The organism is Arsenophonus nasoniae (assembly GCF_004768525.1).
Classification (GTDB): domain Bacteria; phylum Pseudomonadota; class Gammaproteobacteria; order Enterobacterales; family Enterobacteriaceae; genus Arsenophonus; species Arsenophonus nasoniae.
The window spans coordinates 2,954,602-2,980,850 of the sequence record NZ_CP038613.1; the positions used below are offsets into that span (position 1 = coordinate 2,954,602).

General features: G+C 38.4%; 22 protein-coding genes and 1 pseudogene. 7 read left to right on the forward strand and 16 right to left on the reverse strand.

Annotated elements, in window-relative coordinates:
* Positions 1–27: 27 nt before the first annotated feature.
* From murG to leuO, 13 genes and pseudogenes are all read right to left on the reverse strand, one after another.
* On the reverse strand, positions 28–1,095 hold the full coding sequence (gene murG / locus ArsFIN_RS14945; RefSeq protein ID WP_026821768.1) for an undecaprenyldiphospho-muramoylpentapeptide beta-N-acetylglucosaminyltransferase: 1,068 nt from the start codon (positions 1,093–1,095) through the stop codon (positions 28–30).
* On the reverse strand, positions 1,092–2,285 hold the full coding sequence (ftsW, locus tag ArsFIN_RS14950) for a cell division protein FtsW (RefSeq protein ID WP_026821767.1): 1,194 nt from the start codon (positions 2,283–2,285) through the stop codon (positions 1,092–1,094). Before ftsW ends, murG begins: the two co-directional genes overlap by 4 nt.
* Positions 2,282–3,592, reverse strand: coding sequence for a UDP-N-acetylmuramoyl-L-alanine--D-glutamate ligase (gene murD, locus ArsFIN_RS14955; RefSeq protein WP_026821766.1), 1,311 nt, complete (start codon positions 3,590–3,592; stop codon positions 2,282–2,284). The genes ftsW and murD overlap by 4 nt, the downstream gene beginning before the upstream one ends.
* Before the next feature lie 2 nt (positions 3,593–3,594).
* Complete coding sequence (mraY, locus tag ArsFIN_RS14960) at positions 3,595–4,677, reverse strand: phospho-N-acetylmuramoyl-pentapeptide-transferase (protein ID WP_026821765.1); 1,083 nt, start codon at positions 4,675–4,677, stop codon at positions 3,595–3,597.
* Positions 4,671–6,053, reverse strand: coding sequence for a UDP-N-acetylmuramoyl-tripeptide--D-alanyl-D-alanine ligase (gene murF, locus ArsFIN_RS14965; RefSeq protein WP_026821764.1), 1,383 nt, complete (start codon positions 6,051–6,053; stop codon positions 4,671–4,673). The genes mraY and murF overlap by 7 nt, the downstream gene beginning before the upstream one ends.
* Positions 6,050–7,537, reverse strand: a complete 1,488-nt coding sequence (gene murE, locus ArsFIN_RS14970; protein WP_026821763.1) for a UDP-N-acetylmuramoyl-L-alanyl-D-glutamate--2,6-diaminopimelate ligase — start codon at positions 7,535–7,537, stop codon at positions 6,050–6,052. Before murE ends, murF begins: the two co-directional genes overlap by 4 nt.
* Positions 7,524–9,293, reverse strand: coding sequence for a peptidoglycan glycosyltransferase FtsI (gene ftsI / locus ArsFIN_RS14975; RefSeq protein ID WP_026821762.1), 1,770 nt, complete (start codon positions 9,291–9,293; stop codon positions 7,524–7,526). Before ftsI ends, murE begins: the two co-directional genes overlap by 14 nt.
* Before the next feature lie 21 nt (positions 9,294–9,314).
* Positions 9,315–9,632, reverse strand: coding sequence for a cell division protein FtsL (gene ftsL, locus ArsFIN_RS14980; RefSeq protein ID WP_081700608.1), 318 nt, complete (start codon positions 9,630–9,632; stop codon positions 9,315–9,317).
* Between the two features lie 2 nt (positions 9,633–9,634).
* Positions 9,635–10,588: a 16S rRNA (cytosine(1402)-N(4))-methyltransferase RsmH gene (gene rsmH, locus ArsFIN_RS14985; RefSeq protein WP_026821760.1), complete on the reverse strand. Its 954-nt coding sequence runs from the start codon at positions 10,586–10,588 to the stop codon at positions 9,635–9,637.
* Between the two features lies 1 nt (position 10,589).
* A complete protein-coding gene (gene mraZ / locus ArsFIN_RS14990; protein WP_026821759.1) occupies positions 10,590–11,048 on the reverse strand; it encodes a division/cell wall cluster transcriptional repressor MraZ in 459 nt (152 codons plus the stop codon).
* Positions 11,049–11,696: 648 nt separating this feature from the next.
* Positions 11,697–12,704 (reverse strand): catabolite repressor/activator, encoded by a 1,008-nt coding sequence (gene cra / locus ArsFIN_RS14995; protein ID WP_026821758.1) that lies wholly within the window; start codon positions 12,702–12,704, stop codon positions 11,697–11,699.
* A gap of 132 nt (positions 12,705–12,836) precedes the next feature.
* Positions 12,837–14,648: an AMP-dependent synthetase/ligase gene (locus tag ArsFIN_RS15000; RefSeq protein WP_026821757.1), complete on the reverse strand. Its 1,812-nt coding sequence runs from the start codon at positions 14,646–14,648 to the stop codon at positions 12,837–12,839.
* Between the two features lie 349 nt (positions 14,649–14,997).
* A pseudogene (leuO, locus tag ArsFIN_RS15005) lies at positions 14,998–15,951 on the reverse strand (transcriptional regulator LeuO).
* A gap of 919 nt (positions 15,952–16,870) precedes the next feature.
* Here leuO and leuA point away from each other — a divergent pair.
* The 5 genes from leuA to mutH all read left to right on the forward strand — a co-directional run bounded on the left by leuA (position 16,871) and on the right by mutH (position 22,961).
* Complete coding sequence (gene leuA / locus ArsFIN_RS15015; RefSeq protein ID WP_026821756.1) at positions 16,871–18,427, forward strand: 2-isopropylmalate synthase; 1,557 nt, start codon at positions 16,871–16,873, stop codon at positions 18,425–18,427.
* Position 18,428: 1 nt separating this feature from the next.
* The gene (gene leuB, locus ArsFIN_RS15020; RefSeq protein ID WP_026821755.1) at positions 18,429–19,520 is read left to right on the forward strand and encodes a 3-isopropylmalate dehydrogenase; all 1,092 of its coding nucleotides are present in this window, start codon (positions 18,429–18,431) and stop codon (positions 19,518–19,520) included.
* A 3-nt stretch (positions 19,521–19,523) separates the two neighbouring features.
* Positions 19,524–20,939: a 3-isopropylmalate dehydratase large subunit gene (gene leuC, locus ArsFIN_RS15025; protein ID WP_026821754.1), complete on the forward strand. Its 1,416-nt coding sequence runs from the start codon at positions 19,524–19,526 to the stop codon at positions 20,937–20,939.
* 10 nt (positions 20,940–20,949) lie between these two features.
* The gene (gene leuD / locus ArsFIN_RS15030) at positions 20,950–21,552 is read left to right on the forward strand and encodes a 3-isopropylmalate dehydratase small subunit (RefSeq protein WP_026821753.1); all 603 of its coding nucleotides are present in this window, start codon (positions 20,950–20,952) and stop codon (positions 21,550–21,552) included.
* 719 nt (positions 21,553–22,271) lie between these two features.
* The gene (gene mutH / locus ArsFIN_RS15035; RefSeq protein ID WP_026821752.1) at positions 22,272–22,961 is read left to right on the forward strand and encodes a DNA mismatch repair endonuclease MutH; all 690 of its coding nucleotides are present in this window, start codon (positions 22,272–22,274) and stop codon (positions 22,959–22,961) included.
* 32 nt (positions 22,962–22,993) lie between these two features.
* On the opposite strand, the gene ArsFIN_RS26490 is transcribed toward mutH, so the two are convergent.
* Positions 22,994–23,161, reverse strand: coding sequence for a hypothetical protein (locus ArsFIN_RS26490; protein WP_155846967.1), 168 nt, complete (start codon positions 23,159–23,161; stop codon positions 22,994–22,996).
* Positions 23,162–23,190: 29 nt separating this feature from the next.
* Between ArsFIN_RS26490 and ArsFIN_RS15040 the strand changes: the two genes are divergently transcribed.
* Together ArsFIN_RS15040 and ArsFIN_RS15045 are read left to right on the forward strand one after the other, a co-directional pair.
* On the forward strand, positions 23,191–23,610 hold the full coding sequence (locus tag ArsFIN_RS15040; RefSeq protein WP_051296922.1) for a helix-turn-helix domain-containing protein: 420 nt from the start codon (positions 23,191–23,193) through the stop codon (positions 23,608–23,610).
* 5 nt (positions 23,611–23,615) lie between these two features.
* Positions 23,616–24,107, forward strand: coding sequence for an IS630 family transposase (locus ArsFIN_RS15045; RefSeq protein WP_026821750.1), 492 nt, complete (start codon positions 23,616–23,618; stop codon positions 24,105–24,107).
* Between the two features lie 94 nt (positions 24,108–24,201).
* Here ArsFIN_RS15045 and ArsFIN_RS15050 read toward each other — a convergent pair whose 3' ends face one another.
* Complete coding sequence (locus tag ArsFIN_RS15050; protein WP_051297131.1) at positions 24,202–25,002, reverse strand: anthrax toxin-like adenylyl cyclase domain-containing protein; 801 nt, start codon at positions 25,000–25,002, stop codon at positions 24,202–24,204.
* A 216-nt stretch (positions 25,003–25,218) separates the two neighbouring features.
* Complete coding sequence (gene speB, locus ArsFIN_RS15055; RefSeq protein WP_026823701.1) at positions 25,219–26,142, reverse strand: agmatinase; 924 nt, start codon at positions 26,140–26,142, stop codon at positions 25,219–25,221.
* Positions 26,143–26,249: the final 107 nt, after the last annotated feature.

A 26,249-nucleotide genomic window follows, 5' to 3' on the forward strand; every position in this document is an offset into this window, starting at 1 on the left:
TCAACATTATTCAATGCAAAATCGATTTCATTTAGCAACTTCAATTAAGGCTGCCGCCACACGTTTAGTTGCATCAGTAACTGATGCCGCTCTAGCTTTTTTCGCCATGTCTAATAACTGCGGGCGCGACCATTGATTTAAAAGTTTTACCAACACATCGGTTGAAAATTGCCGCTGCTCAACAATTTTCGCTGCGCCTGCCTTTTCTAACGGTAATGCATTCCAATACTGCTGCCGATCTTTATGCTGGAAAGGAATAAAAATTGCCGGTAAGCCGGCAACAGCGACCTCACTAACCGTTAAAGCACCAGCGCGGCAAATGATGATATCAGCCCAGGCATAAGCCTCCGCCATATCATCAATAAATTCAGTTACTTTATAATTATCTGATTTACCGCATAACTTTTTATATAAAGTTTCCGTCATTTGTTGAGCACCTTTACCTGCTTGATGCCAAATGGTCACTTTTCCATCTAATTGAGCAGCGACTTCGGGTAATATTTGGTTTAAAACTCTTGCTCCTTGACTACCACCTATCACTAATATTCGAATAGCGCCATCACGATCAATTAAACGTTCTTCAGGCTCAGGTAATGCTAATACTGCTTCACGAACTGGGTTTCCGACTACCGTAGCATTAGGAAACGCACTTGGAAATGCCTGTAAAACACGCTTGGCAATTTTTGCTAACCAACGATTGGTTAAGCCTGCTACCCCATTTTGCTCATGCAGTACAATTGGAATATTACATAACCATGCAGCCACGCCGCCTGGGCCAGAAACATATCCCCCCATACCTAATACCACATCAGGTTGATAACGCTGCATAATCACTTTTGCCTGCTTTATTGCTTTAATAATTTTAAACGGCGCGATCAGCAATGCTTTAATACCCTTACCACGTAAACCTGAAATGTTTATAAATTCAATTTCAATGCCGTGCTTTGGAACTAAATCTGCCTCCATCCGGTCAGCAGTTCCTAACCAACGTACATCCCAGCCTTGTTGCTTTAGATAATCAGCCACCGCCAGTCCCGGAAAAACATGTCCTCCGGTACCACCTGCCATCACCATGAGGCGTTTTGGTTGGCTCATTTCGTTCTCCTTACAAATGCTTGCGCTCTCTTAAGGCGTGTTTCAAAATCGATACGTAACAAGATAGCAATGGCAATAAACATAATTAATAGGCTAGAGCCACCATAGCTAATTAACGGTAATGTCAATCCTTTAGTTGGTAACATGCCTGCTGCTGCGCCAACATTAACCAATGCTTGGAAAGTGAACCAGATACCAATTGAACAAGCTAAATAACCCGAAAAATGTTGCGTTGCATCTAACGCCCGTTTGCCAATCATCATGCTGCGAAAAGCAACGAAAAATAACATTAAAAGTACTAACACAACACCGATATAACCGAGTTCTTCGGCTAAAACCGAGAAAATAAAATCAGTATGTGCTTCAGGCAAATATTCTAATTTTTGAATAGAATTACCTAAACCTTGGCCCCATAATTCACCACGCCCAAAAGCCATCAAAGATTGTGTTAATTGATAGCCGCTGCCAAAAGGATCTGCCCATGGATTGAGAAAAGAGGTTATTCGACGTAAACGATAAGGTTCAAAATAAATCAAGCCAATAACACCTACCGCACAAATAACAATACCAATAATAAACGGCGCTAATCTAGCGCCCGCAAGGAATAGCAATGCTAAAGTGGTCACAACCAATACAATTACTGTACCTAAATCAGGTTGCAATAGCAGCAAAATAGCCATCAATATTAGAATGCACATCGGCTTAATAAAGCCCAAAAATCGTGTTCGTACTTCATCAGTTTTTCTAACTAAATAACTGGAGACATAGCAAAACAGGGCTAATTTTGCGACCTCAGCCGGCTGTATACGAACAATCCCGGTATTAATCCAACGAGAAGCACCATTAACTGAGCTTCCGGCAACCAGTACCACTAATAACAGTATTAAGGCGGTGATTAATAATAAAAAGTTATATTTTTCCCACCATATCATTGGCATATTTAAGACTAATAAAGCTAAAGCAAATGATAAAATAAGATAGATAACATCTCGTTTTGCAAAGAAAAAAGGATCTTGAGTTAAACGCTGCCCAACCGGCATCGAAGCTGATGTCACCATAATAAAACCGATTATAGCTAGACCTAATGTTAGCCAAACTAAAGTACGATCATAAAGGATCGTATCCAGCACATCGTTATCAGGCTCACCGTTGGCCCAATTTTTCAGCTGTTTGAAGTTGAATATCATCATTGACCTAATTCCTTCGCTAATTGGCTAAACCGTTCACCCCGTTGCTCAAAATTACGAAATTGGTCGAAGCTGGCACAAGCCGGTGAAAGAAGTACCATATCACCGGCTTTCAATTCAGGTACGATGACCCGTAGACATTGCTCCATTGTATCTAGTAGCAAACTATTTGCTTTTAACTGTGCCAATTGATAACCATCACGGCCAAAACAGCATAATTTAATATTTTTTGCTGAGATATAAGGTTTTAATGGTGAAAAATCTGCCGATTTCCCCTCCCCACCCAATAATAAATAAAGCGTACCAGCGACTTGTAAACCTTTTAAAGCTGCTTCCGTACTGCCAACATTGGTTGCTTTAGAATCATTTACCCATTGAATACCTAGATGCTGATGAACTAATTGGCAACGATGGGGCAAGCCTGCATATTGAGTTAATGCCGCTAAACTGGCTTTACGCGGAATATTCACTGCATCAGCTAAAGCCAGGGCAGCCACTCCATTAAGATAGTTATGCTGCCCAACTAACCGTATTTCAGCGGTATTAATAATAGGCTGCCCTTTTATTTGTAATTCTTGGCAACGGGTATTCAATTGATAATCGCCGCTATTAATGCCAAAACTGATACAACGAGCATCACGACCGCGCAATGGCCAGGTTTGTGGATCTTGTTGATTAATAATACAAATTTTAGCGCCAGCATAAATTCGTAACTTAGCTACACGATATTGTTGAATGCCAGACGGATATCGATCCATATGATCTTCTGTCACATTCAATATGGTTGCTACCGCTGCCTTTAAACTGGATGTTGTTTCAAGTTGAAAACTGGAAAGCTCTAATACATATAAATCATAATCTTTGGCTAATAATGTCAGAGCCGGCGTCCCAATGTTACCACCAATTGCCACTCGCCAATTAGCTGCTTTTGCCATTTCGCCAACTAGTGCTGTAACCGTACTTTTACCATTAGAGCCAGTAATAGCCACGATAGGTTTGTGCGTTTCGCGACAAAAAAGCTCAATATCACCAATAATTTCAATCCCTTTATCTGCTGCTATTTTTAATTCTGGGGTAGCAAGGGAAATACCTGGGCTAACGACGATCAAATCAGCTGCCATCAGCCATTCATTATTCCAACTGCCACAGTGACAGTCGACTTCGGCAGGCAATTTGTCTTTACCTGGTGGTGTTATTCGGGTATCAATCACGCGTGGTACAACCTGGCGAGAGAGAAAAAAGTCGACACAAGATAGACCTGTCTGGCCTAACCCGATTATGACAACTTTTTTGCCCTGATAATTAACCATTATTAACGTACCTTTAATGTCACTAATCCAATCAATACCAACATTAATGAAATGATCCAAAAACGCACAATAACTCGAGGTTCAGGCCAGCCTTTTAATTCGTAATGATGATGGATCGGTGCCATGCGAAAAATGCGTTGGCCACGCAGTTTAAATGATCCCACTTGTAAAATGACCGATAAGGTTTCAACGACAAACACCCCACCCATAATCAATAATAAAAATTCTTGCCGTAGTAAAACTGCAATCGTTCCTAATGCACCGCCTAATGCTAAAGAGCCAACATCACCCATAAAAACTTGCGCAGGATAGGTGTTAAACCATAAAAATCCCAAACCGGCACCAACAATTGCCGTACAAACCACGACTAATTCACCTGCATGATTGATATAAGGAATTTTTAAATAGTTAGCAAAATTGAAATTACCCGTTGCCCAAGCCACTAGTGCAAAGCCGGCGGAAATAAAAACCGTTGGCATAATCGCTAAACCGTCTAATCCATCAGTTAAATTAACTGCATTACTTGTGCCGACAATGACAAAATAAGTCAGTAAAATATAAAACAGACCCAGTTGTGGCATGACATCTTTAAAAAAGGGTACAACCAATTGCGTGACTGCCGTATCCTTACCTGTGCTATATAAAACAAATGCGACACCCAGAGCTAATAAGGATTGCCAGAAATATTTCCAACGAGCTATCAACCCTTTAGCGTTTTTACGCACCACTTTACGATAATCATCAATAAAACCAATAACGCCATATCCCAATAAAACAACTAGTACGCACCAAACATAGGGATTATTTAACCGCGCCCATAGCATGACTGAAATTACAATAGAAGATAAAATCAATACGCCTCCCATGGTAGGCGTACCACGCTTACTAAAATGCGATTCGGGACCTTCATCACGCACAACCTGACCTATTTGTAATTTTTGCAAATAGAAAATCAAATGGGGTCCCATCCATAGCGCAATCACCAAAGCCGTTAACAAACTGGTAATAGCCCGAAATGTCAAATAGGAGAAAAGATTAAAGCCAGAAAAATATTTAACTAAATATTCGGCTAACCAGACTAACATAAAAAGCACTCCTGTAAGGCGTGTACAACTTCTTCCATTGCTGTACTGCGCGAACCTTTAACTAAAACTGATACGGTTTCGTGTTCTTTTATTAATGGGATCAGTTTCGCAATTAACTCTTTTTTAGAAGCAAAATGCTCACCACAACCACTCTGTTGGCTAATAATGACACTTTGTTGACCGACACTTAACACTCGGTCAAGCTTCATTTGGCGAGTCGCCACGCCGACCTCCTGATGACATTTTTCAGTCTTATCGCCTAATTCCCCCATATCACCAACAACCAAGATACGGTAGCCTGGCATTTGGGACAAAACATCGGCGGCGGCAATCATAGAGCCGGTATTAGCATTGTAAGTGTCATCTAAAATAAGCTTACCGGGCGCTAAATAAATCGGGTATAAACGACCTGATACTGGCTGAACATGTGCCAATCCAAGACTAACTTGCTCAAGGGTTGCCCCCACTGACATTGCTAACGCGCTAGCCGCTAATGCATTGGCAATATTATGTTTACCTGGCAAGGCTAAAAATATTGAGGCCACACCGATCGGTGTATGCAACTCAAATTCGCTACCTGTTGATTTAATTGCAATATTTTCCGCATAAAAATCAGCCTGTTGCTGTTTTGTTAGCGAAAAACGCCATAGGGTTTGCTGTTGTTTAAAATACGATTGCCAATTTTTCCAATCATGGCTAGCCAAATTAATAACCGCCGTTCCTTGTTCCGCTAATCCTTGAAAAATCTCGCCTTTTGCTTTAGCAACACCCGTTAATGAACCAAAACCTTCAAGATGGGCAGCAAATAAATTATTGACTAATACGCTATCCGGTCTAACCATATTAGTTGTATAGGCAATTTCACCAATATGATTAGCTCCCATTTCAATCACTGCATACTCGTGCTCTGCCGTCAAACGAAATAACGTTAATGGTACACCAATATCATTATTGAAATTACCTTCAGTAAAAAGTGTCATGCCGGATTGAGTTAGAATGGCGGCCACCATCTCTTTAACCGAGGTTTTGCCAGAAGAACCCGTTAGTCCAATAACTTTAGCCTTGCTTTGCGATCGAACCCAAGCGGCTAATTTTCCCATTGCTAAGCGCGTATCTTCAACTATAACTTGTGGGCAGTGAATGGTTAGCGGTCGCTCAACTAACAATGCGCTAGCACCCGCTATAGTAGCCTGTTCAGCAAAATGATGACCATCAAAATGTTTACCCTTTAAAGCAATAAACAAACCCTTAATGGGCCGCTGGCGACTATTCGTTGTTACCGCATTAAGCCATAAGCTGCCAGCCTGCTGTTCATCTATTTGCTGCAGAGTGCCTTGTGTCACAGTAGCCAATTGCTTTAATGAAATAGGGATCATGCCATCACCCCCAATAATCGTGCTACCGTCAAGCGATCGGAATAATCAAGCCGCCGATCACCAATAATTTGATAATCTTCATGCCCTTTACCGGCAATTAATATGACATCATCAGCATTTGCCTGCATAATCGCACTGGTAACCGCTTCCACGCGCCCGACAATCGGCATTGCCCGACCCGCGTCAAGAAAACCGCTTAAAATATCATTAATGATGGCTTTTGGCTCTTCACTACGTGGATTATCATCGGTTACTACCACAATATCAGCATACTGTTCAGCCACACTCCCCATCAATGCACGTTTACCCTTGTCGCGATCACCGCCACAACCAAATACACACCAAAGTCTGCCACGACAATGCAGACGTAGCGCACTTAATGCTTTTTCGAGCGCATCAGGAGTGTGAGCATAATCGACCACAACAGTTGGCCGTCCAGGTGAAGTGAAGACTTCCATTCGTCCACAAACTGGTTGTATGGCATGCGATGATTTTATTACCGCTTCAAATGGGTAACCCATCATTAACAGTGTTGCCATAGCCAACATAACATTATTGACATTAAAAGCCCCCATCAAGGGACTTTTAAGCGAGCCTTTTCCCCAAGTTGAATTAAAATGAATAGTCGCTCCACGATCATGATAATCAACTTGCTCTACTAACATCCAAGCACCTTGCCAATCAGTAGGTATACGATTTTCCATCGAAACGGCACATGCCTGTGGTAATTTTTCAAGCCACTGCAAACCCGTCTCATCATCCACATTAATAATCTGTTTATCAGATTTATGGGTTGAAAATAATAACCATTTTGCCGCTGCATAATTTTGCATATCACCATGATAATCAAGGTGATCACGACTTAAATTAGTAAATACAGCCGCGGTAAAAGGAATAGCCGCAACACGGCTTTGCACTAAACCATGGGAGGAAACTTCCATCGCAACTAAAGTAGCCTGTTTATCCAGCAACAACTGCAATTCAGCCTGAACATCAACCGCTGAGCTGGTGGTATTTTCACTAAGTACAATCTGTCCTAATATTCCGTTACCCACTGTGCCCATTACGGCACTAACTTCGCCCAATCCCTTTGCCCACTGAGCAATTAGCTGAGTAGTTGTTGTTTTACCATTAGTTCCTGTTACACCAATCAATCGCAACTTTGCCGCTGGATGTTGATAAAATTCGCCTGCTAACAGTGATAATTGATTATTTAGATCATTAATATAAATGACAGGAACGCCATGCATATATCGAATCGTCCCAGCTTCTGTCTCTCCTTTTGCTTCAGCAATAATGGCGGCAACACCTTGCGCTATCGCTTGAGAAATATATTGCCGTCCATCTTTTTGATGGCCCTTAACTGCTAAAAATAGGTCTCCTGCCGCTACCTTACGGCTATCAAGCGTCATTTCTCGTAACACCTTATCTGGCGCGTTAACACCCAGTGGTGCAAGTAAATCGCGTAGATTACGATCTGCCACCTGTATCCTCTTTTATCTTGTTAATTACTAATTCATTATCATCTGAGGTCAATGCATCAGGCTCTACATTCATTAAACGTAAAACGCCACCCATAATGGTTCCAAATACGGGTGCAGAAACAGCACCACCGTAATATTTCCCCGCAGTGGGTTCATTGATAATCACAACCAGGGCATAGCGAGGGTTACTTGCCGGTGCAACTCCAGCCGTATAAGCAATATATTGATTAATATAATGACCATCATTGCCGACTTTTTTTACTGTACCTGTCTTAATCGCTATTCGATAACCCTTCACTGCGGCTCGGACGCCCCCACCACCAGGCAATGCGACGCTTTCCATCATGCGAACCACTGTCCGCATAATTCCCTCAGGGAAAATACGCGCACCTGATACCGGCGGATCAACTTTTGTTATTGATAGCGGACGATAAATACCAAAACTACCAATTGTTGCATAAACTCGCGCTAACTGTAATGGTGTAACCATTAACCCATAACCAAAAGAAAAGGTGGCCCTTTCAAATTCAGACCACCGCGTTTTTTTATTAGGAAAGATGCCACTACTTTCCCCAATTAATCCTAAATTTGTTGGTTTACCTAAACCAAAACGAGCATAAACATCCACCACCTCATCCGCAGGCATCGCTAATGCTAATTTTGAAACACCAACATTACTTGATTTTTGTAAAATACCGGTAACAGATAACTCACTATACCTTGCTACATCTTTAATTTCATGACCACTAATCATATAGGGCTGAGTATTTAACACACTATTGGCTTTAATAATTCCATTATTCAATGCACTGACAATCACCATCGGTTTAACCGTTGAGCCGGGCTCAAATACATCGGTGATCGCACGGTTACGCATGACTTCAGTTGGGGTACCCGCAAGATTATTCGGGTTATAGGATGGGCTATTGGCCATTGCCAATACCTCACCCGTGTGAACATCTACCAAAATAGCGGTACCCGATTCGGCTTTATTTTCCATTACACTGCGGGTTAATTCACGATAAACCAACGACTGTATGCGTTCATCAATACTTAATACCAAGTCGTGGGCAACCTGACTATCAATGGAAGAAATATCTTCGATAACTTTCCCATAACGATCTTTACGCACTATCCTTTCACCTGGCGCTCCAGTTAACAGATAGTTAAAGCTTTTTTCAATTCCTTCAATTCCCTGCCCATCAATATCAGTCACTCCAATCAAATGTGCGGCAACTGGACCAGATGGGTAATAACGACGCGACTCTTTACGTAAATAAATACCCGCTATTTTTAATTTACCAACATATTCACCAACCGATGGATTGACTTGACGAGCTAAATAGACAAACCGACTGTTAGAATTAAGACTAATTTTATGGTTGACTTGTTCAAGTGGTATCCTTAACTCATCCGCTAAAGCTTGCCAACGTTCATCATTGGTTAATCCACCATTTTCATAAATTATTTTCGGATCAGCCCAAATAGCATAAACCGGAACACTTACTGCCAACTGTCGCCCCTCACGATCACTTATCATGCCGCGTGCAGCCGTCACTTTCTGAACGCGAAGCGAGCGCATGTCACCTTCCCTAACAAGCTCTTCCGGATTAATAACTTGCAGGTAAGTAACACGAACAATCAGACCAATTAATGCCAATCCTATGCCCGCGCACAATAGCAAGAAACGCCAGCTAACATAGCTAACTTTTTCTTCGTACCGTCTTCTATACTTCACTGAGCGCGCAGGCTTCATGTTGTTTACCTATTTACTAAACTATTTTGCAATCACAATATGTTCTTGCGTCGGATCTACATGGATCATTTGTAGCTTTTCTACCGAAAGGCGCTCAACTCGACTATGATTTCCTAAGGAGTTCTCTTCCAAAATCAAATTGCGCCATTCTATATCTAATGATTCTTTTTCTTCTGTCATCAAATCCTTTTGCGCCGTTAATAACCGTGTTTGGTGACTGACTGTAACAATTGAAATCGCTGATATAATAATCACTATCAACAGAATCAATGGGACAGCTCCGTGGCGAAAAATATCATAAGCAATGATCCTAATTAAGCTATATTTTTCCGCTGTCATTATCATTCCAACATTTCAGCAAAACGCACAACGGAGCTTCTTGCTCGTGGGTTTTCAATAATTTCTCTTTCGGTCGGTTTCATTTTGCCTAACACTTTCAATATAGGGCTACCAATTGCTTTTAATTGCACATCGGTTAATGGTAATCCGACTGGGACTTTTGGTCCCCGGCTATGCTCTCGGATAAAACGCTTAACCAATCTATCTTCCAATGAGTGAAAACTAATAATCGATAGCCGTCCCTGTGGTGCCAATATATTTAATGAACCCTCTAGCGCTTTTGCAATTTCCTCCAATTCACTATTGATATATATGCGGATTGCCTGGAACGATCGCGTTGCTGGATGCTTATGTTTTTCCTTAAACGGGCTGACTTGTGCTATCAATTCTGCGAGTTGCTTTGTCCGTGTTAATGGTTCCTCCGCTGAATGATGGTTACGAGCCACAATCGCTTTTGCAATTCTTTTGGCAAATCGTTCTTCACCATAAGTTTTCAATACCCAGGCTATATCTGCTTCATCCGCCTTCATCAACCATTGTGCAGCAGATTGACCTGTTGTCGGATCCATCCTCATATCTAATGGTCCATCACGCATAAAAGAAAAACCTCGCTCTGGATCATCTAGTTGCGGTGATGAAACACCTAAATCAAGCAGTACGCCATCAATCTTGCCAACTAATCCCTCTTGTGCAATAAATGTTTGTAACTGAGAAAAAGAACCATGTTTAATTGAAAATCTGTTATCAGTAATCATTTCTTCAGCGGCTGCCACTGCATGTGGATCACGATCTATCGCTATCAAACGCCCTTTACTGCCTAACCGAGAGAGAATTAATTGCGAGTGCCCTCCCCGGCCAAATGTACCATCAACATAAATACCATTTGCTTTTATATTCAATCCATTGACTGCTTCATCAAGAAGCACACTGATATGTTTAAATCGACTGTCTGCCATATTAAAGAGATAGATCCTGTAACCGCGTTGATAATGGTTCATTTGCGCTCTGCTCAGCCTCAATATCTGCTTGTACTTGCTGATACCAAGTCTGCTCATCCCATAACTCAAATTTATTAATTTGACCAACCAGCATGACTGCCTTCTTGAGCCCTGCATGTTGTCGCAAGGTATTAGCGAGCAAAAGACGACCTGCACTATCCATCTGACATTCACTGGCATGTCCAAGTAATAAACGCTGAACACGACGTTCAGCCGGATTCATAGTAGAAAGTTGTGATAGTTTTTTTTCAATAATTTCCCATTCAGGTAATGTATAAAGTAATAGGCATGGCTGATGAAGGTCGATAGTAAAAACCATCTGCCCTTCCGACTCCTCGCTCAGCATACCGCGATAACGCGTAGGCACAGTTAATCGCCCTTTGCTGTCGAGATTGACGAGTGTTGCGCCACGAAACATATCTCTTCAACCCTTATATTACAAAAATCACCACATTACACCACAATTTCCCACTTACTATAGAGTTTACGAAGGGTATGAAAATCTTGTCAAGCAAGAGCAACAGAGCTTTAGTTTTATTTACAGAATAATGTTGGAAGATGATTAGGTGGGTTTTCTGACGAGTAAAAAATTAAAAACAATTAACATTATGATAAAATTGAATAAATTAATTTTTATACTTATATTCACTGCCGAAACTTATTTATTTCGCAAAAAATGAATTAAAAACTAAGATATACAACCAATGCTTCATTTTAAATCAACTTTCAGATAACACTTTATCCATATAAATAACAATTAATCAAACTTCCCCAAAATTATTTTCAGCGCAATTTTAAAATTTGTATTATTTATCAGTATATTACACATACTGATAAATACACAGTAATTTTTTATTTTGCTAATCGTATAAATTCCATACGTTGAATAGAAAAATATTCTATATCTGTCCGTGACTATTTTATGTCTAAATCTTAATATTCGAAACAATTTTATTAAGAATTATCTGAATTATTGCCATTTATTGTTATTAGTTTATTAATTTTTTAAAAATACGCCATTTTAATAGCGCATTTTTAAAATTTGATTAGATATTTTCAACTTAAGTTAAATTTTACGACTTAAGCTACCTCTTCGACATAAGTCACGTTGAATACGTGTTATACCAATACTTGGCTTGTTATTTTCACTTAAACTCGCTAATACCAATTCTATTACTTTATCAGCAATAGCTTGGTGACGTTGCACAACAGATAATACTGGGCAGGTTAAAAAATCTAACAATTCATTATCACCAAAAGTTGCAATCACAATATCACTAGCTAATCGTCCATCACGCTTTAACATCACGTCCATTACGCCCTGTAACAGAGAAAATGATGTGGTAAAAAATGCTTTCGGCATTTCATTATAATGTAGCCACTGCGCAAATATTTCTTCAGCAGCATGGCGTTCGTAACTACTAGCATATAAATAAGTGACTGAATTTGAATTTTCTTGCCAAGATTCTCTAAATCCCTGTTCACGTAATAGACTAACTGAAAGCTCAGGTAACGCGCCTAAATAGAGAACTTTTTCAACTGAAAATTTATGTAATTCAGTTGCTAACATTTTGGCATCTTGTAAATCATCGCCTACAACACTAATAAAATGCTGCGGTTCTAATGCGCGATCTAAAGCAATAATGGGTAATGAACGATTAGCCCAGCGCTGATAAAAAGGATGTTCAGGTGCTAAAGCGGTAGAAACAATGATTGCATCCACCTGACGCTTTAATAAGTGCTCTATACACCGTGTTTCGTTATCAGGTTGATCTTCAGAGCAGGCAATAAGTAACTGATAACCACATTGACGCGCATTGCGCTCAAGATAATTGGCAATCCGAGTATAACTGCTATTTTCTAAGTCCGGGATCACTAAGCCAATTGAATTGGTACGGCCAGCTCGCAACCCAGCAGCGACCGCATTTGGATAATAGTTATGTTCCTTAACAACAGACATCACTCTTTCAACAGTTTTATCGCTGACTCGATACTGTTTAGCTTTACCATTGATAACGTAACTGGCGGTTGTACGGGAAACTCCAGCTAGACGGGCAATTTCATCCAATTTCACGTTGATGACCCCTTTTGCTAACAGGAAAAGTCCCAAAAGCTTGAGACAATAAATGTTGCTCTATTTTAACTTGCTGAAGAGATATTTTCACCGCAAAATTTGTTTTTTCCACCATGAAAAAATTAGCAGAATTTAGTCTTGATACATGGATTCAATTTCACGCTGATATCGTTGGGCGATGATTTTACGCCTTAATTTTAAGGTAGGGGTTAACTCACCATTTTCCATAGAAAAACCAATGGGTAATAGAGTAAAACGTTTTACCTGATGAAAGTTAGCGAAATTCTTTTGCATTTCTTTAAGGCGTAAATCAAAAAGTTCAACAATACGGCTATTACGTAATAGTTCTAATCGACAGTGATATTTCAAATTAATTGAATGGGCATACTCTTCCAGCGAATCAAAACAAGGAACAATAAGTGCAGAAACAAATTTACGGGCATCAGCAATTACTGCAATGTGTTCAATAAAACGATCTTGACCTAATGCACCTTCAATCAGCTGAGGAGCAATATATTTACCATTAGAGGTTTTCATTAAATCCTTTAACCGTTCGGTAATGAACAAGTTGCCGACTGCATCAAGCCTACCCGCATCTCCTGTTTTGAACCAACCATCTTGGGTGAATGCCTGTGCTGTTTCTATTGGTTTATTAAAATAACCTCTCATCACAATAGGCCCTTTAACCTGGATCTCATTTTCCTGACCAATACGCACCTGAATATCAGATAATGGCGTACCAATCGAACCTAAGCAATAACTATTCTCTTCCCAGCAAGAAATCGTTGCACAAGTTTCAGTCATACCATAACCATATTTGATATTAATCCCGACCGCTAAAAAGAAACGAATAACCTCATCATCAAGATGAGCACCAGCGGCAGGTAAAAAACGCAATTTGCCACCTAAAATCATTTTTAATTTAGTTAATACCCATTTATCTGCATTACGATAAAAAAAACGATGTAACAAGTTGCCTTTTTTTCCTTGTTGAACTAAGGCTACTTGACGCTTACCTTGACGAAGCGCCCAATTGAAAAGTGCTCTTCTTAGCCAAGATGCTTTGGAAACTTTCTGATTTATAGCGGCATAAACTTTTTCATAAAAACGGGGCACCGCGCACATCACCGTAGGTTTTACCGCAACCATCGCTTCTCGAACACTGTGGGCATCTGTTAAATAGATGTTTTGTGCGCCAATATGCATAACATAAAAACTCCAGGCTCGCTCAAAAACATGAGAAAGTGGTAAAAAGCAGAGTGAAATATCCGACTCAGTTAAGGTCAAACGTTCATCATGTAAATAAAGCTGTGCCGCCATATTAGCATAATCAAGCATCACTCCTTTTGGCTCACCTGTTGTGCCCGAAGTATAAATTAATGTAAATAAATCACTTAATTGATATTGTGCAATCCGTTGTTTCAATTCGGTTAAAAATTGGGGGGAAGATTTCTGCATTAATGTCGATAGAGAGTAAGCTTTTGGGCAGTCAGAAATATCAATATATTCATTAAAAACAATGATATCGGTCAATTTAGGGCATAATTTAAATAACAATTTAGCAACATCATATTGAACTTGATCGCCAACAAATAGAATACGAATATTAGCATTATTTAAGATATAGGAAGCTTGAGTGACATTACTGGTTGAATAGAGAGGCACCGTCACTGCCCGGATTTGTAAAATAGCCAGATCGGTTAAAGACCAATTCATACTATTATCCGCGAAAATAGCAACATTTTCTTGTACATTCACCCCTAATTCAAGTAATGCTAAAGAAATAGATTCTGTTTTTTGGCCAATTTCTTGCCAAGTTAATTGACTTTGATGAGTTGCTGACCATTGCCTAAAAGCAACTCTATTAGACAAAATTGGCGAATTAATCTTTTGCTGAAACTGGTTAACTAAATGATAAGAATGCAAATTCTCAATAGTCAAAATAACTTCCCTTAGTGAACTTTATTTACCAAATATGATTATTTAATGACAACAGGTCATATTAGCTAAAGTTATAAAAAATAATTTCAGCGTACAGCTGTTAGCTAATAGCGGCATTATACATAATTGTTAGATAAAAAAAGAGGTTTTAATGAAATTAAAAAACACATTCACACCAAATCCATACTAACGTAACAATGACTTGGCATAAAAGTGCTTTTATAAAAGAAAAATATTTTATATATCAATTTGATAATTGTAATAGGATAATTTACAAGCTATCTTTAATTCAAACGTTATTATCTGTTCCTGTCGACTTATTTACTGATTATACGAAAAAATATTCTATTTATTAGTTACTCAGTTGTCCTAATTGCGTTTTCATCCACTTATGTCCTTTGTCTCGCGTTGTTGATTCATGCCAGATCAAATAACAAGGACGTGTTGTTCTTTCCCAGGGTAATTCAACCGATCTTAAATTTAACTGACTCTAATAATATTCAACAAGCCATTTTGGTGCAATAGCGACAAAATGAGTCTGAGAAACAATATTTAATACGCTATTTAAATCTGTTCCTTGGTAAATAATAGAATGAAAAAGATCGCTATTATGATAATAGGGTTTACTAAAAGAACCCATATTATCCATGGAGACAACAGCATGTTTTTCATGCTGTAATATATCATTAGAAATTGTATTTTTAATATTGGGGTGATTATTAGACACAGCTAGAACTAATTCATCATTAAATAATGGATGGTGATGATATTCAGGTTTATCAAATTCGTTATAGCTAATAACAAATTCTGTTTCTTGGTATTTTAATTGATGGGCAATATTATCATCAAGATAAGATTGGATAATTACGTCAATATTTGGTGCATTCTGCTTAACTCGAGCAACAATACTAGCTGCCAAACGAATATCTAGTGGGCTACATATTGATAATTTAAATACTCGTTCACTCTGCTCTGGTTCGAATCCTGCGCCAGGTAATTCATTATGTACTAATTGTAATGCCTGTCTAACTGGACCAAATAATTGCTTAGCACGTGAAGTTGGCTGAATACCTCGGCCATAACGAACAAAAAGCTCATCATTGAACATCACTTTCAGACGCGATACAGCATTACTGACAGCAGGCTGTGACATCCCTAAAATTTGTGCTGCACGGGTCACATTCTGCATCTGCATCTGCATCTGCATAACTACATCAAAAACCGTTAATAAATTTAAATCAACATTTCGCAAATGAATATCGCTTGGCTCTTTTTTCGTTGCTGAAACTGTGTTGTAGTCAGTCATTATTTTACCCCTCTTGATATATATGTATATTTAATGAATAAAAATAAAAAATTAACCTAATTAATTATTAACTTAGGTATCTTGTTTTATTCTTAAATTCATTAAAATAAATTAAGCGAACCATTTAACTTTTTAAATGATTTTAGCTTCCATGCCTTAACATTAACTGATCAGTTTAAAAATCATTTCTACCAAAGCCCTAATTATAAAATTATTATCCTTCAACATTCACATAATCAATAAATAATAAAATTAAATATCCATCTATTAATCCTTCAATTAGATGATAAAACAAAGCGTGGTAGAATTCATAATAAAATTATTCAATTCTTATTATTCACAACAAATTATCAGATTCATCACAGAATAAATTATTGCTTATTCAATATTTCCTTTACTCATTTTTATAACAAACACTTCCTAATATATTTTTATTAAACTAATTTTACACTTCATAATTAAGAAACATTACTGAAATAAATTAAAACAACAAAATTAATCTTTTACGAAATCTTATCAGTTTTTTGAATCAAAAGAATAGATAAAAACCGTATTAAAAATATAAAAATTAGCCATATATCCTAGTAAAAAATTTACCATGTAACAAAATTAATTTTTATTTAATATTGACATAATGGTTAAGATAAGTTAGTTATAAAAAATATGATAATATTTTTGATATTAATAAGGTCAATGTTTTATGTCACGTTTTATTCACCTACTAAGCCTACTACTTCTCGCATTTTCAGTGCGCGGTATGCTTATGGGTGAACGAAGTTATTAATATCTACCCACATAAAAGAACCCGCGCACAAGCGCGGGTTTTTTTATGCGCCCAATCTTACTAAATAGCACTTTCTATAAACTTACTAACCCAAAAACCGATAACAACCAAGAAGTCGATAAAGGAACCAACAGTATGAGCAATAATATCATTATCTTTGATACAACATTACGTGATGGCGAACAAGCTTTACAAGCCAGTTTAAGCATCAAAGAAAAACTACAAATTGCTTATGCTTTGGAACGTCTAGGCGTTGATGTCATTGAAGCTGGCTTTCCTGTCTCTTCACCAGGAGATTTTAAATCGGTTCAAGCCATCGCCAAAGAAATTAAAAATAGCCGTATATGTGGTTTGGCACGCTGTGTTGATAACGACATTAATATTGCCGCTGAAGCACTTAACGTTGCCAATAGTTTCCGGTTACATCTTTTTTTAGCAACGTCATCATTACATATTGAACATAAATTAAAGCGTTCATTTAATGATATTTTAGCCCTCACTAGCCACTCAATTAAGCATGCCAGAAACTATACAGACGACATAGAGTTTTCCTGTGAAGATGCCGGCCGCACTGAGCCTGATAATTTATGTCGGATAGTGGAAATGGCGATCAATGCCGGTGCAACAACGATTAATATTCCTGATACCGTTGGTTATACTATCCCTTCCCAGTTTGGCAATATTATTAAAGATCTTTTTAATCGGGTACCAAACATCGATAAAGCCATTATTTCTGTCCACTGTCATGATGATTTAGGTATGTCGGTAGCCAATTCTATTGCTGCAATTCAAGCCGGTGCTCGACAAGTAGAAGGAACAATTAATGGGTTAGGAGAACGCGCTGGCAACTGTGCCTTAGAAGAAATTATTATGGCAATTAAAGTGCGCCAAAAAATGTTAGCCGTCACGACAAATATTAATCATCAAGAAATTTATCGTACCAGCCAATTAGTCAGCAAGTTATGTAATGCCCCTATACCTGCCAATAAAGCGATCGTTGGAAGTAATGCTTTCTCACATTCTTCAGGTATCCATCAAGATGGTGTACTTAAGAATCGAGAAACTTATGAAATTATGGCACCAGCATCAATTGGTATAAAAGAGACGCAATTAAATCTGACTTCCCGTTCTGGTCGCGCTGCAGTAATGCATCGAATGACAGAGATGGGATATCAAGCTACAGATTACAATTTAGAACAGTTATATGCAGCATTTTTGCGCTTAGCAGATAAAAAAGGCCAGATCTTTGACTATGACTTAGAAGCTTTAGCTTTTATCAATCAACAACAACAAGAGCCTGAATTTTTCCGTTTAACCTATTTCAGTGTCCAATCCGGCTCAAATGTGGTTGCCACTGCCACGATAAAAATAATCTGTGGCGGTCAGGAAAAATCTGACGTAGCAACAGGCAATGGGCCAGTTGATGCGATTTATCAGGCAATTAATAAAATAGCAAATTATCCTATTAAACTGATCTCTTACCAGTTATCCGCTAATGGTCAAGGTAATGAAGCTTTAGGTCAAGTTGATATTGTCGCTGAATGTTTCGACCGTCGTTTTCATGGTATCGGATTGGAAACCGATATTATCGGCTCATCTACCATGGCAATGATCCATGTGTTAAATAATATTTGGCGTGCCGAATTGGTCAAAAAACAAAAAAATCACTGCAATACAGAGGTAGCTCAATAATATGGCTAATAATTATAATATCGCTGTTTTACCGGGTGATGGTATTGGCCCGGAAGTTATGGCCCAAGCCTATAAGGTGTTAGCTGCTATTGGCCAACAGTTTAATTTGACTATCATAACGCATGAATATGATGTCGGCGGAATTGCTATTGATCGCCATGGTCAGCCATTGCCCGTTGAAACACTTTCAGGTTGCCAACAAGCAGATGCGATACTCTTTGGTTCAGTCGGTGGCCCACAATGGGAACACCTGCCACCAGATAGTCAACCAGAGCGCGGTGCATTGTTACCTTTACGCAAGCATTTTCAATTATTTAGCAACCTACGACCTGCCCGTCTTTATCCTAGTTTAAATAACTTTTGTCCATTACGGGCAGATACGGCAGCAAAAGGTTTTGATATTCTTTGTGTGCGTGAATTAACAGGTGGGATCTATTTTGGTCAACCTAAAGGACGTGTCGGGGCAGGCATTGATGAAAAAGCCTTTGATACTGAAATTTATCATCGCTTTGAAATTGAACGCATTGCGCATACCGCTTTTCAAGCAGCACGTAAACGAAGCTATAAAGTAACATCAATAGACAAAGCTAATGTATTGCAGAGTTCGATTTTATGGCGAGAGGTTGTTAATGATACTGCCAAAATTTACCCTGATGTCGAAATCAACCATATGTATATTGATAATGCCACTATGCAGTTGATTAAAAATCCTGCGCAATTTGATGTTTTGCTCTGCTCTAATATTTTTGGTGATATTATTTCCGATGAATGTGCAATGATTACCGGTTCAATGGGGATGTTACCTTCCGCCAGTTTAAATCAGCAAAATTTTGGCTTATACGAACCAGCTGGCGGCTCAGCACCGGATATCGCCGGTAAAAATATTGCTAATCCAATTGCGCAAATTTTATCAGTAGCGCTAATGATGCGTTATAGCCTGCATCAACCACATATTGCCGATGCGATAGAAAATGCCGTCAATAAAACCTTATTACAAGGTTATCGAACGCAGGATTTGGCATTAGATAAGCAATTTGTCAGTACTGATCAAATGGGCAGTATTATTGCCCGTTATATTATGCAAGAGGCTTAGATTATGGCGAAAACTTTATATCAAAAATTGTACGATGCACACATTGTCCATGAAACGGCAAATGAAACACCATTAATTTATGTCGATCGCCACCTATTGCATGAAGTTACTTCACCCCAAGCATTTGATGGTTTGCGAGCTCATAACCGTTTGGTCAGACAACCTAATAAAACCTTTGCCACCATGGATCACAATGTCTCTACTCAAACTAAAGATATTAATGCTAGTGGTGAAATGGCCCGCATTCAAATGCAAACCTTAATAAAAAATTGTCAGCAATTTGCTATCACACTTTACGATTTAAAACATCCTTTCCAAGGTATTGTCCATGTTATGGGACCAGAACAAGGCATCACTTTACCCGGCATGACTATCGTTTGTGGTGATTCTCATACCGCAACCCATGGTGCCTTCGGCGCATTAGCTTTTGGTATTGGCACATCGGAAGTTGAGCATGTTTTGGCCAGCCAAACCTTAAAACAAGCTCGAGCTAAAACGATGAAAATTGAAGTTATCGGTGAACTGGCTAATGGCATCACAGCAAAAGATCTGGTGCTGGCGATGATTGGCAAAATAGGTAGTGCCGGTGGGACGGGTTATGTTATTGAATTTTGTGGTAAGGCAATTGAAAACTTAACCATGGAAGGCCGAATGACTATCTGTAACATGGCGATTGAAATGGGTGCTAAAGCGGGAATTATTGCACCCGATGAAACCACATTTAATTATATTAAAGGCCGTCGATTTGCACCAACCGGAGAACATTGGCAACAAGCTGTTAACTATTGGAAAACGTTAAAGTCTGATCCGAATGCCAATTATGATGCCATTAAAACGATTGATGCAGCGGAAATTGCGCCTCAGGTTACTTGGGGGACCAATCCAGCGCAAGTAATTGCCATTGATCATCCTATACCGTCACCTAGCTCATTGCCTGATCCAATTGAGCGCGCATCCGCTGAGAAAGCATTAAATTATATGGGATTACAAGCTGGCAGCAAATTGACTGACATAAAAATTGATAAAGTATTTATCGGTTCTTGCACTAATTCCCGTATTGAAGATTTGCGTTCTGCTGCCGCTATTGCAAAAGGCAATAAAGTGGCCATTAATGTACAAGCTATTGTTGTTCCCGGTTCAGAGCCAGTAAAAGCACAAGCAGAGCACGAAGGTTTAGACAAAATATTTATCGATGCCGGTTTTGAATGGCGTTTACCCGGTTGTTCAATGTGTTTGGCAATGAATAGTGATCGCCTCGCTGCTGGTGAACGTTGTGCCTCTACCAGTAACCGTAACTTTGAAGGGCGTCAAGGGCGAGGTGGTCGAACTCACTTAGTCAGTCCCGCTATGGCGGCCGCTGCAGCTATCTACGGCCATTTTATCGATATACGTAAGATCAACAATGATCAAACAAAATAGGAATTGGTAAATGAAAAAATTTATCCAACATACTGGCTTAGTGGCTGCTTTAGATATGGCCAATATTGATACTGATGTGATCATTCCAAAACAATTTTTACAAAAAGTCACTCGAGTCGGTTTTGGTCAACACCTTTTTCACGATTGGCGTTTCCTGGATGATCTTGGTCTACAACCTGATCCGGATTTTGTCCTTAATAAACTACGTTATCAAGGTGCTACTATTTTATTAACTCGTGAAAATTTCGGTTGTGGATCATCGCGCGAACATGCGCCGTGGGCATTAACAGATTATGGTTTTTGCACCATTATTGCGCCGAGTTTTGCCGACATTTTCTATAACAATGCCTTTAACAACCAATTATTACCGATTAAATTAAAGGAAACAGAAATTAATCAACTAGTTAACTTTGTTGAACAGCATGAGGGTTGTCAATTCACTATTGATTTGATGAGCCAAACTGTCATAGCTAAGGATAAAACTTATTTTTTTACCATTGATAATTTTCATCGTTATTGTTTGATGAATGGTTTAGATAATATTGGACTGACTTTACAATATGAAGCAGAAATTAGCCGCTATGAAGAGCAGCAACCACTATTTTTACGATAACAGTTCAAACAACAGGCTCTACGTCTCTATGATGGTAGGGTCTGCTATTTTTTCTTTTTAATTAATTATAAGCTTAGAAAATGTCGTGATATTCACTTTCATTGCATGACTAAATCTTATATTCCATCTTATTTAGTAAAAAACCATTTAATTCATCTATTAAATAATGAAAAATTATCCACATAGAAAGCTATATTTAATAATTTATTCACTTTTTCTGTGGATATCCATGTGAAGAAAGCAAGAGTAAACAGGGTATAATTTCATGAATTATTCAATCGATAGATTGCCAAATATAAAATTAATAGTTTTTTTTCATAGAGATAAATGAATTTAATTGATCAGATAGAGATTAAATTAGTTCAAATAGCTATCAATCAAAACAGGATGAACAAAGATTCAGCAATATCTATTTTATCCACAGGATACGTTGTTTTGTTAAGCAAGCTAACCGAGTTTTTTAGTAAAAACCGACCTGTCAAGACTGTAAATTAAACCAGTAAAGGTCTTTTGTTAGAGTTATCCAGTGAAATTGTGGATAACTATAGCTAAGATCCTGTTTATTACCTATGCGATTAAACGGATAACAGAAAAAAAATTCGCCCACCTTAGATAAAATGATTTGATTATCAATGAATTGTTCTTATTTATGCGATCTATGTTAAGATTTTTACTGTGTGTACAAATTTAATTGTCTATTTTTTATACAGGTATAATTTATGCAATTTTCTCCCCAGATCCCAGGTGATGAACAAAGTTTACTCAATAAAGCCAAAAGTCTGGCGGGCTATACAATGGCTGAACTGGCTTATCATGCAAGTATCGCTATGCCAAACGATCTTAGGCGCGCAAAGGGTTGGGTAGGTCAGTTATTAGAATATTGTTTAGGTGCTAATGCCGGCAGCAAAGCAGAACAAGATTTTGCTCATCTTGGTATTGAGCTTAAAACCATTCCTATTAACCGCTATGGTGAACCATTAGAAACAACCTTCGTTTGTGTGGCGCCTTTAACTGGTAATACTGGAGTAACCTGGCTTTCTAGCCATGTACGTCATAAGCTATCACGGGTTTTATGGATACCAATTGAAGGTGAGCGCCAAATTCCATTAGCAAAGAGAAGAGTCGCTTCACCACTACTGTGGAGTCCAAATCCAATAGAAGAGCAATTGCTTAAAAGAGATTGGGAAGAATTGATGGATATGATCGTGTTAGGCCAGGTGGAAAACATTACCGCCCGCCATGGCCAAGTTTTACAAATTCGTCCTAAAGCCGCTAACAATAAAGCACTAACAGAAGGGATAGGTAAACACGGGCAACCAATAATGACCATGCCGCGTGGATTTTACCTTAAGAAAGATTTTACCGCTCCAATACTGGCTCGTCATTTTGATTTACCCACTCATAAGTAATAACTTAAGACTGCTAGTTGCCAACTGTTGTCTTATAATGACAATTTACGATAATACTGCTCAATCTTATAACGAGTCTCTTCATAAGAAGCACGGCGAATATTTTGCATTCCTTGCCAACGTTCATTGATCGGTACTTGATAACCTTCATTTTTAGCGGCTTGAACAAACTCAGCAAATGCCTCTTCTGAATCCAGCACCGTTATTTTATAGCGCTACCCATTAACAAATGGTCAAAATTATTGTTAAAATAAAATACTTTAATAAGTATAAAACAATGTCATATAGCGTAGATCTAAGAGAACGTGCAGTGAAAGCGGTTCATGAAGGAATGAACAAAATAAAAGTATGCAAAATTTTTAATATAGCAAGACAAACGCTGTATAACTGGCTTTATTTAGAAAAAATTCAAGGTCATTTAAACCCACAAACAGGTTTTCAAAAAGGACATAGCCATGGAATAAAAGATTTAAATGAATTTCGTGAATTTGTTGCCCACCATGGAGATTATACGCAAGTAGAAATGGCCGAAATTTATCGTGTAGGCTCATCAACGATAGGAAGAGCGATGAAAAAAATAGGTTATTCTAGAAAAAAAAGAGCCAAACTTATGCCGAAAGAAGCGAAGAAAAACGCGCGGCCTATTTAGCTGAAATAAAAGCTGTTTGCCTTGAGCAAAGGGTCTTTGTCGATGAATCAGGGATGAATGATAATGATTTTTATCCCTATGGTTACAGCGCTATTGGTAAAAGATATTATGAAGCACAGCCAGGCCATTATAAAAAAAGAATTAGCATGATAGGCGCGTTATGCAATCAAGATTTTATGGCGCCCTTCATGTTTCAAGGTCACTGTAATACACAGGTATTTGAACTATATATTGAAAATATTTTGATCCCTAAATTAACGAAAGGAAAAACGGTTATCATTGATAATGCCTCTTTCCATAAATCAGAAAAAATTAAAAACTTAATGCAAGCAGCTGGAATAAAGCTTATTTACTTGCCTCCCTATTCTCCCGATTTAAATCCTATAGAACATTATTGGCATAAAATTAAAAATTCAATTAGAAAATTAATGCGTAATTCTAAATTATTATTAGAAAATGCTATGGAGCAGACTCTTAAAGAAACGTCTATTTTTTAGTGGTCATAGCTATACTATATTTTCCAATCACTTTAGGCAAAAATAGCGTCACTGGAAAATTGTCTGTCAATTCTGATGACTCATTATTCACATCTCATCCATGATGAATAAGTTTATGCTGTTCATCGCGATCCAATGCGTGATGAATATCATCGGCTAATTTCAGCAAACGCTGGTTTGCGGTTCCTAATTTGACATCATTACGTTCACTCGGTACCACAGTATCAAGCGTGCCATAATCGCCAATATGAGGAGCGACTAATAATAAATCATAGTCAGGCACAAAGGGTTCGTGTATTTCCGGTTCACTTAAGACATAAATGGGTTTCCCAGCTATTTCTATTCGATAGTAATTATTACTATTAGATTGATAAATAGCTTCAAATTGATATTCCTGTCCAGTTGGTGATCGCGCTAACAAAACCATTTTATCACCATACGGTTGAGATAAGTCGAGGCAAGTTAACTTAATCAATTCATTGATCCTGTCACGGGTTATCGTTAAAGGTACATATACCGCCTCGCCATTTTCTATGTTTTTTCGGATCAAGGCATTATACTTTTCCACTCGCTCTGGCTGTCCGACGAGCTTGCTAAAATTTTGATCAACACAAATAAATCCGGCTTGAGGCCCCCAATCGGCGCTCTTTCCTTTAATGCTAAGTGGCTTAGTCGGATAACCGGCTTCTATTAAAGATGTCGCTAAGGGACTAATCGGTCTAATACCATAAATGAGATTTTTTTGAATGGCATAATTAGAAAGCGTTTTTAAATGTGTTGCTGGAATGCCTGTTATTGGCTGACTTTCCTGATAACCAGCAGAATCAGCAGATTCGACTGCCATTTGTCGATGATAGGTGGCATTTAAGATTGAATTATTAGATACACTAAGCATTTATACTTCATTTTTATCACAAAAAGAGTAATAGATTACCTAATTTATTACAAAAAATATAACCAAATAGCTACCTTTAATAAGTAAAAAATAAATTTAGATTGATTGCATGACTTAACGAATACTGTTTCAATTTAATAGATAACTAGTTGACTTAAGTACAAATAAAAATGTGCCATAAATGGCACATTTTTGTTGTAAAATTATGTGGTTGAGTTAGGATTTTTTAGTCGCCTGAATATAAAGCATATCCAATGCGATGGTCGCCGCTGCTAAGGCAGTGATTTGAGATTGATCATAAGCTGGAGCCACTTCAACAATATCCATACCAACAATATTTAATGGCTGCAAACCCCGCAATAATTTTAAGGCACGATCACTGGTTAATCCACCGACAACGGGTGTTCCTGTACCCGGCGCAAAAGCCGGATCCAGACAATCGATATCAAAGGTTAAATATATAGGTAATTCACCCACTGTAGACTTTATCTGGGCAATAATATCTTCCGGCCGTGCGTCATTCACATAAGCCGCATCCAACACCGTAAAACCATTGTCTTTATCATATTCAGTCCGAATACCAATCTGAATGGAGTGAGTCGCATCAATGAGCCCTTCACTAGGCGCATGATAAAACATAGTACCATGATCAAATTTACTACCATTGCTATAGGTATCGGTATGTGCGTCAAAATGAACCAACGCCATTTTACCAAAATGCTTAGCATGGGCACGTAATAAAGGTAAAGTAACGAAGTGATCGCCACCAAAGGTTAAACATCTTTTGCCGGCTGCCAATAACTTTTCGATATGGGCTTGCAACTTATCACTCATATCTTGTGCATCGCCAAAAGCAAAAACCAGATCACCACAATCAACTATTTTTAACTGCTCTCTGAGATCAAACTGCCATGGCCAACGTTTACCTTCCCATGCCAGGTTTGCTGATACTTGTCGAATAGCAGCCGGCCCATGCCGGCTGCCGGCACGGCCTGATGTCGCCATATCAAAAGGAACACCGGTGATCACCCATTCTGCATCACTATCATAAGGTGAAAAATGAAGTGGAAAACGCATGAAACCAAAGGCATTAGAAACTAAAGAGTTATCTTCCTGATTATTTAATGTATTATTAATCATATAATTTATCTCAAACTGTTTATTAGTGAGTAACCTTTACTATATAAGACTACTGCGCTTTTCCTTGGCATCCTCCCCGCGCTAAAGAACCAGGTTTTACAGCGCAC